At 65.3% G+C, this 11,163-nt stretch carries 14 protein-coding genes; 6 read left to right on the top strand and 8 right to left on the bottom strand.

The features are described 5' to 3' along the window. Positions 1 to 13: 13 nt before the first annotated feature. The 3 genes from AC1DWU_RS14710 to dapD form a co-directional block, all read right to left on the bottom strand. Positions 14 to 571, bottom strand: coding sequence for a DUF805 domain-containing protein (locus AC1DWU_RS14710; protein WP_477150743.1), 558 nt, complete (start codon positions 569 to 571; stop codon positions 14 to 16). Between the two features lie 83 nt (positions 572 to 654). Next, positions 655 to 1,170, bottom strand: coding sequence for a DUF805 domain-containing protein (locus AC1DWU_RS14705; protein ID WP_477150742.1), 516 nt, complete (start codon positions 1,168 to 1,170; stop codon positions 655 to 657). 59 nt (positions 1,171 to 1,229) lie between these two features. Further along, positions 1,230 to 2,069, bottom strand: a complete 840-nt coding sequence (gene dapD / locus AC1DWU_RS14700; RefSeq protein ID WP_477150741.1) for a 2,3,4,5-tetrahydropyridine-2,6-dicarboxylate N-succinyltransferase — start codon at positions 2,067 to 2,069, stop codon at positions 1,230 to 1,232. Between the two features lie 123 nt (positions 2,070 to 2,192). Between dapD and AC1DWU_RS14695 the strand changes: the two genes are divergently transcribed. After that, positions 2,193 to 3,047, top strand: coding sequence for an LOG family protein (locus AC1DWU_RS14695; protein ID WP_477150740.1), 855 nt, complete (start codon positions 2,193 to 2,195; stop codon positions 3,045 to 3,047). On the opposite strand, the gene AC1DWU_RS14690 is transcribed toward AC1DWU_RS14695, so the two are convergent. Both AC1DWU_RS14690 and AC1DWU_RS14685 read right to left on the bottom strand, forming a co-directional pair. After that, complete coding sequence (locus AC1DWU_RS14690) at positions 3,044 to 3,424, bottom strand: VOC family protein (RefSeq protein WP_477150739.1); 381 nt, start codon at positions 3,422 to 3,424, stop codon at positions 3,044 to 3,046. The genes AC1DWU_RS14695 and AC1DWU_RS14690 overlap by 4 nt on opposite strands. After that, positions 3,421 to 4,125 (bottom strand): pyrimidine 5'-nucleotidase, encoded by a 705-nt coding sequence (locus AC1DWU_RS14685; protein WP_477150738.1) that lies wholly within the window; start codon positions 4,123 to 4,125, stop codon positions 3,421 to 3,423. The genes AC1DWU_RS14690 and AC1DWU_RS14685 overlap by 4 nt, the downstream gene beginning before the upstream one ends. A 203-nt stretch (positions 4,126 to 4,328) precedes the next feature. Here AC1DWU_RS14685 and AC1DWU_RS14680 point away from each other — a divergent pair, with 203 nt between their 5' ends. From AC1DWU_RS14680 to AC1DWU_RS14670, 3 genes are all read left to right on the top strand, one after another. Beyond that, positions 4,329 to 4,946 (top strand): TetR/AcrR family transcriptional regulator, encoded by a 618-nt coding sequence (locus AC1DWU_RS14680; protein WP_477150737.1) that lies wholly within the window; start codon positions 4,329 to 4,331, stop codon positions 4,944 to 4,946. Between the two features lie 2 nt (positions 4,947 to 4,948). After that, entirely contained in the window at positions 4,949 to 6,445 is a 1,497-nt protein-coding gene (locus tag AC1DWU_RS14675; RefSeq protein WP_477150736.1) for an MFS transporter, read from the top strand. Positions 6,446 to 6,550: 105 nt separating this feature from the next. Further along, positions 6,551 to 6,919, top strand: coding sequence for a YciI family protein (locus AC1DWU_RS14670; protein ID WP_477150735.1), 369 nt, complete (start codon positions 6,551 to 6,553; stop codon positions 6,917 to 6,919). A gap of 9 nt (positions 6,920 to 6,928) precedes the next feature. On the opposite strand, the gene AC1DWU_RS14665 is transcribed toward AC1DWU_RS14670, so the two are convergent. Further along, positions 6,929 to 7,087 carry a hypothetical protein gene (locus AC1DWU_RS14665; RefSeq protein WP_477150734.1) on the bottom strand — a complete coding sequence of 53 codons (159 nt, stop codon included), beginning with the start codon at positions 7,085 to 7,087 and terminating at the stop codon, positions 6,929 to 6,931. Between the two features lie 11 nt (positions 7,088 to 7,098). Further along, a complete protein-coding gene (locus tag AC1DWU_RS14660; RefSeq protein WP_477150733.1) occupies positions 7,099 to 8,331 on the bottom strand; it encodes an FAD-dependent oxidoreductase in 1,233 nt (410 codons plus the stop codon). A gap of 52 nt (positions 8,332 to 8,383) precedes the next feature. On the opposite strand from AC1DWU_RS14660, the gene AC1DWU_RS14655 reads away from it, so the two are divergent. Together AC1DWU_RS14655 and AC1DWU_RS14650 are read left to right on the top strand one after the other, a co-directional pair. Continuing rightward, positions 8,384 to 8,857, top strand: coding sequence for a MarR family winged helix-turn-helix transcriptional regulator (locus tag AC1DWU_RS14655; RefSeq protein WP_477150732.1), 474 nt, complete (start codon positions 8,384 to 8,386; stop codon positions 8,855 to 8,857). Between the two features lie 123 nt (positions 8,858 to 8,980). Then, positions 8,981 to 9,946 (top strand): hypothetical protein, encoded by a 966-nt coding sequence (locus tag AC1DWU_RS14650; RefSeq protein ID WP_477150731.1) that lies wholly within the window; start codon positions 8,981 to 8,983, stop codon positions 9,944 to 9,946. Between the two features lie 188 nt (positions 9,947 to 10,134). On the opposite strand, the gene argB is transcribed toward AC1DWU_RS14650, so the two are convergent. Beyond that, positions 10,135 to 11,043, bottom strand: coding sequence for an acetylglutamate kinase (gene argB / locus AC1DWU_RS14645; RefSeq protein WP_477150730.1), 909 nt, complete (start codon positions 11,041 to 11,043; stop codon positions 10,135 to 10,137). Positions 11,044 to 11,163 lie beyond the last annotated feature (120 nt).

Genomic DNA, 11,163 nt, shown 5'->3' with positions numbered 1-11,163 from the left:
TCCGTCGTTCTGGTTACGCGGTCGCGGCCGCGCCGCTGGTCAGCGGATCGGGGCCGTAGTCATTGGTGCCGTCGGTGCCCTTGAGGAACCCGAGGACGACCAGCATGTAGATGCCGAAAATGCCGACCGCCGCGCCGATCACCGAAAACAGCATGCTCGGCATCGGTACCGTCACGCCCTGGATGTCGGTCATCGTGTAGCCCAGACCCAGTGCCTGGATCAGCAGCAGCACGACCGTGACGCCGAAGTAGATCAGCACGTCGCGGCCGGCATTGTTCTTGTCGTGCCGGCGCTTCACCGACAGGCAATAGGCCGGATAGGCGAAGATCAGGAACACCACGAGGCTGCCCCATGCCGAGGCCTGGATCACTCCGGTGGCAATGGTCGCGATCTGCGCGGGATCGGTGGTGTTGGCCATGATCGCCGCCATGTTGGGGCCGCCCAGGCCCACCAGCGGCAGGATGAGCATCGAGATGAGGATGTTGGCAACCGCCAGCACGATCGCGCCGATCCACCAGCTCTTGCGCGAAATCCGACCTTCGGTCTTGGTGTAGAGATACTGAAAGTCCATTATTCCCTCTATGGCTTCCCGCGGCGCCCTCATGCCGCAGGCGCGAGCCTAGTAGAGTCGCCGCAATCCTACCAGCCGCGCCGCTAGGCCGCGGGAACCGGGGGTCGGAGGGGATCGGGGCCATGCTTATTGGCGCCCTTCGTCCCCATCTGGAACCCGAGCAGGTAAAGCAGATAGAGACCACATGCCGACTGGATTGCGGTGAGCGCTCCGAGGACGTTGCTGAGCGTCGAGAAGGACGGCATCAGCATGGTCGTGAGCGACGCCCTCGTCTCCATGCTGGGCAGCAGGACCGTCGTGATGAACCATGTCTGCGCGATCATTGCGATAGCCGAGAGGACCAGGTAGGCCAAGAGGAGACGGCCGTTCTCGTTGCCATCGTGCAGGCGTTTCACCGACAGGCAATAGTAGGGATAGGAAGCCGCGACTGAGGTTGCCCCGAACAACCAGAAGAAGGCCGCCGGAGATAGAGCTGCACCACTGAACATGGCGGCCATTACGAAGGCGATCACCAATGCGCCGAGCACCAAGGCTCCCAGCCACCAGGCCTGCCGCGTAATCCGCCCCTTGGTCGAAAAGTAAAGAAACCCGACGCCCACCGCTGCCCCCGCCGCGACTGTATCCCGACGGCGACCCTATTTGAGAGTCGGCGGTATCACTAGTCCCGCAGCAGTTCGTTGATGCCGGTCTTCGACCGCGTCTGCGCGTCCACCGTCTTCACGATCACCGCGCAATAGAGGCTCGGGCCCGGCTGGCCGTTCGGCAGCGGCTTGCCCGGCAGGTTGCCCGACACCACCACGGAGTAGGGCGGTACCTTGCCGATGTGGATTTCGCCGGTCGCCCGGTCGACGATCTTGGTCGAGGCGCCGATATAGACGCCCATCGACAGCACCGAGCCCTCGCCGACCACCACGCCCTCGACCACCTCGGAGCGGGCGCCGATGAAGCAGTTGTCCTCGATGATGGTCGGGCCGGCCTGCATCGGCTCGAGCACGCCGCCAATGCCGACGCCGCCGCTGAGGTGCACGTTCTTGCCGATCTGCGCGCACGAGCCGACCGTCGCCCAGCCATCGACCATCGAGTTCTCGTCGACGAATGCGCCGATATTGACGAAGCTGGGCATCAGCACCACGCCGCGGCCGATATGCGAACCGCGCCGCACGATCGAGCCCGGCACGGCGCGGAAGCCGGCCTCGCGGAAGCGGTTCTCGCCCCAGCCCTCGAACTTGGATGGCACCTTGTCCCACCAGGTGGTGCCGCCGGGGCCCTGGATAACGGCGTTGTCGTTGAGCCGGAAGCTCAGCAGCACCGCCTTCTTCAGCCACTGGTTCACCGTCCAGCCGTCGGCAGACTTCTCGGCGACGCGCGCCTTGCCGCTGTCGAGCAGCTCAAGGGCAGTCTCCACGGCCTCGCGGACCGCGCCCTGCGTGCTGGAGCTGATCTCGGTGCGCGCCTCCCAGGCGGCATCGATGGTCTGGGCGAGATCGGCATGCGACATGGAAAGTGCTTTCGGATCGGGTGGCAGGAAGGCGCGCCGGACATTATCCGGCTCGGTTCGCCTGTCAACGATCCTTAACCCCGGCCATGACAAGCTCATCGCCTAGTTTCGGAGACTGCCAGAATGGCCACACGCGCCCATACCCCGCTTCGCACCTCGGTCGAAGACATCGATGCGGCAAAACGTGCGCCGTCGACGCCGCAGACCGAATCCGCCGCGTTCCGCCTCGCCTTCTCCGACGACGAGTTCATGACCTCGGAGGATACCCGCGGCATCCGCTTCCAGCTCGAGTATTTGAAGACCGAGTTCCGCCTGCGCGAGCACGGCATCCGCTCGACCGTTGTGCTGTTCGGCGGTGCCCGTATCCCCGAGCCGGGCAAGCCCGCCTGGGCTGCTCGCAACGAGACCCAGAAGAAGAACCTCGAGATCGCCTCGCGCTACTACGAGGAGGCGCGGCGCTTTGCCCAGTACGCCTCGCTCACCTCGCGGGCGCTAGGATTCCGCGACTACGTCGTGGTGACCGGCGGCGGGCCCGGCGTCATGGAGGCCGGCAACCGTGGGGCCGATGATGTCGGCGCACCGAACATCGCATTCAACATCGTCCTGCCGCACGAGCAGGCGCCGAACGCCTACATCACCCCCGACCTCTGCTTCAATTTCCACTATTTCGCGACCCGCAAGATCCACTTCCTGCTGCGCGCCCGCGCCGTCGCCATCTTCCCCGGCGGCTTCGGCACGCTGGACGAGTTCTTCGAGACGCTCACCCTGATCCAGACCGGCCGCATGGACCGGATCCCGCTACTGCTGTTCGGCAAGGAGTTCTGGAACAAGGTGATCAACTTCGAGGCGTTGGCGGAAGCCGGCACCATCGCGCCCGACGATCCGAAACTGTTCACCGTGGTGGATAGCGCGGAGGATGGCTGGAACGTGATCCGCGAGCACTACAATTTGCCGGAAGTGACGCTGGCCACTGGCTAGCGCTTCGGTGCGAACGTGCCGTCGAAGTGGTTGCGCAACTCACACCGGTTGCCGTCCGGATCGACGAAGCCGCCGATGATGCCCCAGTCCCAGTGGCTCACCTCGACCGCGATGCCCTTGGCGCGCAGCTGATCGGCCGCCGCATCCACGTCGGCGACGTTGAAGCGTAGCGTCACCGGGCTCTGGGCGCGTGACTTTCCCGTCGCTGCAGCTACCCCGCCGCCCTCGACCATGATGTAGCCATCGCCGAACTTCAGCGCCGCCACGCTCGCCGTGGTGAGCATCACCGGCAGCCCGAGGAGGTCGCGATAGAAGGCGAGGCAGCGCTCGAAATCCTCGGTGAAGAGGATGACGCCGGCTTGCTCGTACCAGCTCATGGCAGCTTTCTGAGGAATCCGGCCAGGTCCGCCGTCATATGGTGCACATGCGCCCCGCCGGTGCGTTCCAGTTCCCAGGCTTCCACCTGCTCGTGTGCAAACGCCTCGCCGGCGATCACCTGCACGGTGGTCATGCCGGTATCGTGCGGCACCACGAGGTTCTTCTCGAGATCGTCGAACATCGCGGCCCGCCGCGCGTCGATCCCGTGCTTGCGGAAGAACGCGTCATAGGCCTCGGGCAGCGGCTTCGGCCGGTAGCTCATGGCGCGGATGTCGAAGATGTCCTCGAACAGCTCGTCCGCGTTACCCAGCCGGTTCAGTACCGCCCTCGCGTGGCCCACGTCGCCATTGGTGAGAATGAACTTCCGCCCCGGCAGCGCACGGATCGCGTCGACCAGGTCGGGGTGTGCCGCGACCGGCGAATAGTCGATCGCATGTACCGTGTTGAGGAAGTGGTCCGGATCGACCTCGTGCAGCTGCATCAGCCCGTTCAGGGTCGTGCCGTAGTCGCGGTAATAGGCCTTCTGCAGCGCCCGCGCCTCGTCGAACGGCAGCTGCGTCACCCCGACCATGTAGTGGGAGATCAGCATGTCGATCTGCGCGAACAGGTTGCACTCGCGCGGGTAGAGCGTGTTGTCGAGGTCGAACACCCAGTCGGTGACGTGGGAGAGCGAACGGGGCGGAGGAGTAAGATCGTTCATCCCACCAATATGGCAGATAAGCCGCGAACTTTCACCCCGCGCTGATTGCAGGGCTGTGCACCGCCACCACCTCGACCTCCGCAATTTGATCAATCAATCACTTGATTGAAAGATTTCCCGGGTGTATGTGCCTGGCCTCGCCCGGAGCCGAATGTCGAAATGCCGATGTTTGGCGCGACATTGTCGGCGAGCCAGGAAATCCGATGACCCTCACCAGCCCGACCAGCAAGCGCGAGACCACCGACGATCGCCGCCGCGCCATCGCGGCAGCGGCGCGCGATCTCATCGTCGAGAAAGGCTTCGAGGGCCTCAGGACCCGCGATATCGCCGCGCGTGTCGGCATCAATGTCGCGACGCTGCACTATCACGTGCCCACCAAGGAGGCGCTGATCGGGCTCGTCGCCGACACCATGCGCGACGATTTCCGGGCCCAGTCGCTGCTCCGCCCGCGTGCCCACCTGTCGCCTGGCGAGCGACTGGAGCACGAGTTCTTCGACTTCCGCGAGATGTTCTACGAGCAGCGCGAGACCCTCGCGGTGATGTCGGAGCTGATGGAGCGGGCCCGGCGCGACGCCGTGATCCACGCCGCCATGCAGCCGATCCTGCACAAATGGCACCAGATGGTTGCCGCCATTTTCGTCGCCGGCCTCGCCGACGGCACCTTCCGGCCGGACCTCGACCCCGAGGCGGCCTCGAGCATGTTCATCGGAGCATTGGTCGGCTTCGGCCGCGGCCCCGATACCACCCCCCAGTATTTCGAACGGCTGTGCGCCGAGTTGCGCCGCGCCGTTCGCCACCAAACGCCAGAGACCAGGAACTAGCCATGTCTTCGCAATTCCACGTGCCGCAATCCAAGGCCGATGCCGATCCGCGCCGCTGGGTGGCGCTTGCCGTCCTGCTGCTCGCCAGCTTCATGAATCTCATCGACGTCACCATCGTCAACGTCGCGCTGCCCAGCCTGCAGCAGAACCTCGGCGCCGATCCCAGCCAGATCGAGTGGGTCATCGCCGCTTATGTGCTCGCCTTCGCGCTGGGCCTTCTGCCATTCGGCCGGCTCGGCGACATCGTCGGCCGCACCCGCATGTTCCTCATCGGCGTCGCCGCCTTCACGCTGGCCTCCGCCTTCTGCGGCCTCGCCCCCTCGATCGAGTGGCTGATCGTTGCCCGCGTGCTGCAAGGCCTCGCCGGTGCGGCGATGACCCCGCAGGTCCTCGCCATCGCCCAGGTCACCTTCCCGCCCGAGGAGAAGGGCCAGGCCTTCTCCCTGTTCGGCCTCAGCGCCGGCCTTGCCGCGGTTGCCGGCCCGATCGTCGGTGGGCTGCTGATCGGCGCCAACTTCGCCGGCCTGGACTGGCGTCCGATTTTCCTCGTCAACGTCCCGTTCGGCATCCTTGCCGTCGTCGCCGGCTGGTACCTCATCCCCCGCACGCCAGGCCATCCGACGCTGAAGAACGATTTCGTCGGCATCGCGCTGTTCGGCGCGGCCACCGTCGCCATAGTCTATGCCTTGGTCGAGGGCCACACCCTCGGCTGGCCGACATGGCTGTGGGGGCTGATGGGCGTTGGCCTGCTGTTCACCGGCCTCTTCGTCATCTGGGAGCGCCACCGCGCTCGCCTTGATCTGCCGCAGCTGCTGAATTTCAGCCTGATCAGCAATCCCAACTATCTGCTGGGCCTGCTCATCACCACCATCTTCGCCTCGGGCATCCCGGCGATGTTCATGGTGATCTCGCTGCTGCTGCAATCGGGCTACAACTTCACCCCGCTGATGTCCGGCCTCACCAACACCCCGTTCTCGGTCGGCGTGCTTGCCATCTCGCTGTTTATCGGCCGTCTCGGCCAGCGTTACCTGCGCACCCGGCTGGCGCTGGGCGCGGCGATGCTGGTGCTCGGGATCGGTTGGCTCGACTTCATCATCCGCGGCCTTGGCGATTCCGTCGACCACTGGACCTTCCTGCCGCCGCTGCTGCTGGCCGGCCTCGGTCTCGGCCTCGGCTTCTCCGGCCTGTTCCAGTCGGTGCTGTCGGGCGTGCCGCCGCGCGATGCCGGTGCCGGCTCGGGCGCGCTGCAGGCCTTCCAGCAGGTCGGTGGCGCCATCGGTGTGGCGCTGGTCGGGCAGATCTTCTTCACCCAGCTTTCCGCCGGCTTTGCCGCCGGCAACCCGCCGCATGTCGCCTTCGCCCAGGCTGCGGGGCCGGCGATCCTCTACCAGATCGTCGCCTTCGGGTTGGTCGTGGTGCTGGTGCCGTTCCTCAGGATCAAACGCCCGGATCAAGGTGCCGGCGCCCCGGCGGCGCCCGCGGTGCCGGTCGAGGCATAGAGCAATGGACAGGGCGCCCCTGCGGGCGCCCCTTTCTTTTTTGCCCGGCGAATGTCGATGTCGCCGTCGCTACCTCGACTAGCTGTGAAGCCGAAGGAGGAACCCATGCGCTATGTCTGCCTCGTCCACGTCGACAAATCGCTGATCGAAGCCGCGACGCCCGAAGAGCTGGCGGCGATGGATCGACAGAACCAGGAAACCAATAGGGCGCTCAAGGCCAGCGGCCAGTTCGTCCTCGATCTCGCCCTCAAGGAGCCGGAGACCGCGAGGGTCGTCCGCTCCCGCGGTGGCAAGGTTTCGGCTACCGACGGCCCCTACGTCGAAAGCAAGGAGCACCTGGGCGGCGTCCTGGTGATCGAGGCGCGCGATCTCGCCGAGGCGGCGGAGATCGCCGGTCGCGATGCCATGGCCCGCTTCGGTAGCATCGAGGTGCGGGCTGAAATGGGCCTCTCCTGGCAGCAGCCGGAGCCGTGACCGGCTCGGCTAGAACCCGAGGATGACGAAGCGTCCGACCAGCGCGGCGAGGCTGAGGCAGACAAGCCCGATGCCGAGGCCGACGGGCGAGCCCCAGCCATGCCAGCTGAGCGCCGTCTGCGCGTAGCGCCATTCTTCATCGGGGGTGAGGGGTGGGCGGTTGGCCATGTCGTTCTCCTTTACTGGGTTGGTTGGGTGAGCGGGGTGCGGTCGGCCCTGAAGCCGAACATTCGCTGCTGCGCCCTCACCCCCATCGGCATCACCACGGGCAGGATCAGGTCGCGGATGCGGAGGGAGAGCCAGCTCTGCGCGTGCTTCTGCGATCCGGCCATCCGGCCGATCTGGATGGCGGTCTCGACTCGCTGCCGGCGCAACGCCTCGAAGCGCCGGAACGCGGCAGCCGGCTCCGGCTGTTCGTCGAGGCAGGCGGCCAGCACCACGGCATCCTCGATCGCCATCGAGGCACCCTGGCCCGAATGCGGCGCCACCGCATGGGCGGCATCGCCCATCAGCAGCACGCGCAGCGTCGACCAGCGGCTCAAGCCGTCCATGTCATAGACCGGGAAATTGCGATCGATGCGCGTCACCGCGGCAAGGATCCGCCGATTGTCGAGCGGATCGTCCGCGTGCATGGCCGCGACCTTGGCCGCATAGGCTGAGGGATCGGCAACCGGCCCGGCCTCGTTTTCGGCGGCGGGATAGGTGTTGAACCACAGCACCGGTCCGTTCCCCTGCTTGAGGTAGCCGAAGAACGCCCGTTTGCCGAAGGTCATGTACATGACGCCATCAGTCGGGGCGATCTCCGGCACGTCGACCAGCCCGCCGGTACCTATGAGGCCGGAATAGCGGGGCGCCGGCAGCTCCGGGAAGCAGAGCCGCCGCACCGTCGAGCGCAGGCCGTCGCAGGCGATCGCCATGTCGAACATTTCGCGCGTTGATCCGGTTTCGATGGTGACGCCGGCTTCGGTTTCATCGATGCCGGTCAGGTCTTCACCAAGCCGCAGCATCACGCCGGCTGCTTCCGCCGCATCGAGCAGCGCGCCGCCGAGCGCGCCGCGTCCGATGGTGACCGACGGCGCGCCGAACGCCTCGCGATGCCCGGCGTAGTCCATCAGCCCCAACCGCTTGCCGTGCTCGTTGAAGATGGCAATGCCGCTGGTATCGAGGCCCGCCGCGATCACCGCATCGGCGAGGCCGAGCGCCCTCAGCGCATTGATGCCATTGGGGGCCAGCGTCAGGAACAGCCCGTCTGAGCGGATCTGAGCCGCGCGGCGCCGTTCGATGACCACCGGCCTCAGTCCCTTCTGCTGCAGTGCCAGAGCCAGCGCCAGGCCACCGATGCCGGCGCCGCAGATGGCGATCTGGGGATGGTTGGTTTTTGCCCTTGCGGGGCGACTATCGATAGGTGACATTGTACGAACGCCTTATTATTAGACAATCTAACAATTAGATGATCGAACAATAATGTCAACCCCCGACAAAGCCGCCCTCATCGAAACCCTCGGTCGCATCGTGGTGCGCTGGCAGGATGCCACGCAGAAACATGATGAGGCCGTGGGCGCCATCTACGGCCTCAACGCGTCCGAGCGGCTGTGCCTGAGCTTCCTCTGGCTCGGCCCGCAAACTGCCAGCGCCATCGCCCGCGAGATCAGGCTGACCCCGGCGGCGGTGACGGCGCTGATCGACCGGCTGGAAAAGCGCGGCTTCGTCCGCCGGCGTCCCGACCCCGGCGATCGGCGAAAAGTCTGGGTGGAGGCCGCCGAGGAGGCGCACCGGGTTACCGCCGAGGCCTATTTGCCATTGGGCGCGGCGGGCGAAGTTCTCCTCGCCAAATACTCGGTAGCGGAACTGCAGGTAGTCGAGGCAGTGCTCACCGAGTCGATGGCGCTGCAGGAGAAGATGACCGGCGAACTGCTGGCCCGGCATCAGAAGCCCTGATCGATCCGCCACGTTGGCAATTGGCTAACCATTGCTGACGAGTTTCCGTAAAATGCCACATAGCGGTCGCGGTGTCGGCCAACTGCGCCTCCATCTCGCGTGCACCAAACGCCAGGAGCCGCCGTGAACAGCCTCACCACCTTCGGCCTGACCGCCGTCGTCCTCTTCGCGCTGGCCACCGGCCTCGCCGCCAACGCCCGCGCCGCTGAGAACTTCATCTATACCGGCAACGGCGACCTCGAAGCTGCCGAGTCCGTGCTGGCGCGGCCCGACATCGAAGGTGCCCAGGTGGTCTACAACTGGCGCGCCCTCGAGCCGGCGAAAGGCGAGTACGACTTCTCCGCCATCGAGCGCGACCTGGCGCAGACCGGGCGGCTCGGAAAGAAACTCTTCATCCAGATCCAGGACCGCTTCTTCTCGCCCCTCGCCCGCAACATCCCCGACTACGTGCTCGAAGGTGCCGAATATGGCGGTGGGCTGGTACCGCAGGTCGACAACCCGGGCGAGGACAAGACTCAAGCCTATGGCTGGACCACCATGCAGTGGAACCCGGCGGTGAGGGCTCGCTACCAGGCGCTCCTGCAAGCGCTGGCTGTGCGCTTCGACGGCAAGGTCTACGGCGTCAACCTGCCGGAGACGGCGATAGACATCGACATGAAGGCCGACAAGACCGGCTTCAGCTGCGACGCCTACTTCGACGCCGAGCTGCAGAATCTCATGGTCGCCCGTCAGGCTTTCACAGCATCCAAGGTGGTCCAGTACGTGAACTTCTGGCCTTGCGAGTGGGAGAACGACCACACCTACATGAGCCGCCTGTTCGAGCTAGCCGCCGCCAACAACATCGGCCTGGGCGGCCCCGACATTGTCCCTTGGCGCAAGGGCCAGATGAAGAACTCCTACCCATTCTTCAATCAATACAAGGGCAAGCTGGATTTCGTCGGCATGGCCGTGCAGGAGCCGACGCTCACCTACAAGAACGACAAGACCGGCAAGCCCTTCACCAAGGACGAGTTCATTGCCTTCGCCGACGATTACCTCGGCGTCGACGCGGTATTCTGGAGCCTCGAAACACCGTGGCTGAAGCAGTAAGGGGCAGGGCGATGCACAACCGGACAACGTCGCGCAGCCTCCCGCACACCAGCCGCCAGCCGGGCGAGAGCCGCAACTCGCGTCTCATGGGACACGATCTGACGGCGCGGTCGGAAAAACCGAGCGACTGGATGGGGCTGAGCACCGGGTCACGGCCTGCGCCGTGACCGCCGGAGGAACTGCTCGCCCTACCGGACGATCAGCGTTCCGGCGCCATGCTCGGTGAACAGCTCGACCAGCACCACGTGCGGGGTCTTGCCGTTGAGGATCACGACGCCCTCGACGCCGTTGTCCAGCGCCTCGAGGCAGGTCTCGACCTTCGGGATCATCCCGCCATTGATGGTGCCGTCGGCGATCAGCGCCTTGGCATCGCGCATCGACAGCTCGGGGATCAGCTTCTTGTTGGCGTCGAGCACGCCGTCGACATCGGTCAGGAACAGCAGGCGCTTGGCGCCGAGCGAGCCGGCAATGGCGCCCGCAAACGTATCGGCGTTGATATTGTAGGTGTTGCCGTCGCGCCCTGGCGCCACCGGCGCGATCACCGGGATCATCTCGGAACGGGCGAGCTGGTCGAGCAACGTGCGGTCGACTTCCACCGGCTCGCCGACGAAGCCGAGATCAAGCTCGCGCTCGATGTTCGAGCCGGGGTCCTTGACGGTCTTGGTGGCCTTCTTGGCAAAGACCATGTTGCCGTCCTTGCCGCAAAGTCCGATGGCCCATTCGCCTTCGGCATTGATCAGCGCCACGATCTCTTTGTTGATCGAGCCGGCCAGCACCATCTCGACCACTTCCATGGTCCGCTTGTCAGTGACGCGCAGCCCGCCCTCGAACTTCGATTCGATGCCGAGGTTCTTCAGCATCGAGGCGATCTGCGGCCCGCCGCCATGCACCACGATCGGATTGACGCGCGATTGCTTCAACAGCGCTATGTCGCGCGCAAAGGCCTGGCCTAGCGCGTTGTCGCCCATGGCGTGCCCGCCATATTTCACGACGACGGTCTTGCCCTCGTAGCGCTGCATATAAGGCAGTGCCTGAGACAGGACGGCGGCGTCCCGGGAGAAGCTCTCGATATCGGGCATCTTGCGCTGTGTATCCATTGTGTCTCGTCCTATAGCGCATTCCGCCGGAGTCGAAAGCGCTTTTGAGCCCCGGCGCGCATCAACAAAACAAACACGAAGATTTCGTGACCGGCGGGGGCAGGGATAGGCATATGACGA

The sequence above is a fragment of the Devosia sp. P2_G7 genome (assembly GCF_056403495.1).
Note: the sequence above shows the minus strand (reverse complement) of the source record. Positions and strands in the feature narration are given on the sequence as shown.

Bases quoted from the DNA above. Each gene is read 5' to 3' on its own strand.
- AC1DWU_RS14710 (WP_477150743.1), bottom strand. From the start codon at position 571: ATGGACTTTCAGTATCTCTACACCAAGACCGAAGGTCGGATTTCGCGC.
- dapD (WP_477150741.1), bottom strand. From the start codon at position 2,069: ATGTCGCATGCCGATCTCGCCCAGACCATCGATGCCGCCTGGGAGGCG.
- AC1DWU_RS14695 (WP_477150740.1), top strand. From the start codon at position 2,193: ATGGCCACACGCGCCCATACCCCGCTTCGCACCTCGGTCGAAGACATC.
- AC1DWU_RS14690 (WP_477150739.1), bottom strand. From the start codon at position 3,424: ATGAGCTGGTACGAGCAAGCCGGCGTCATCCTCTTCACCGAGGATTTC.
- AC1DWU_RS14685 (WP_477150738.1), bottom strand. From the start codon at position 4,125: ATGAACGATCTTACTCCTCCGCCCCGTTCGCTCTCCCACGTCACCGAC.
- AC1DWU_RS14680 (WP_477150737.1), top strand. From the start codon at position 4,329: ATGACCCTCACCAGCCCGACCAGCAAGCGCGAGACCACCGACGATCGC.
- AC1DWU_RS14675 (WP_477150736.1), top strand. From the start codon at position 4,949: ATGTCTTCGCAATTCCACGTGCCGCAATCCAAGGCCGATGCCGATCCG.
- AC1DWU_RS14670 (WP_477150735.1), top strand. From the start codon at position 6,551: ATGCGCTATGTCTGCCTCGTCCACGTCGACAAATCGCTGATCGAAGCC.
- AC1DWU_RS14665 (WP_477150734.1), bottom strand. From the start codon at position 7,087: ATGGCCAACCGCCCACCCCTCACCCCCGATGAAGAATGGCGCTACGCG.
- AC1DWU_RS14660 (WP_477150733.1), bottom strand. From the start codon at position 8,331: ATGTCACCTATCGATAGTCGCCCCGCAAGGGCAAAAACCAACCATCCC.
- AC1DWU_RS14655 (WP_477150732.1), top strand. From the start codon at position 8,384: ATGTCAACCCCCGACAAAGCCGCCCTCATCGAAACCCTCGGTCGCATC.
- argB (WP_477150730.1), bottom strand. From the start codon at position 11,043: ATGGATACACAGCGCAAGATGCCCGATATCGAGAGCTTCTCCCGGGAC.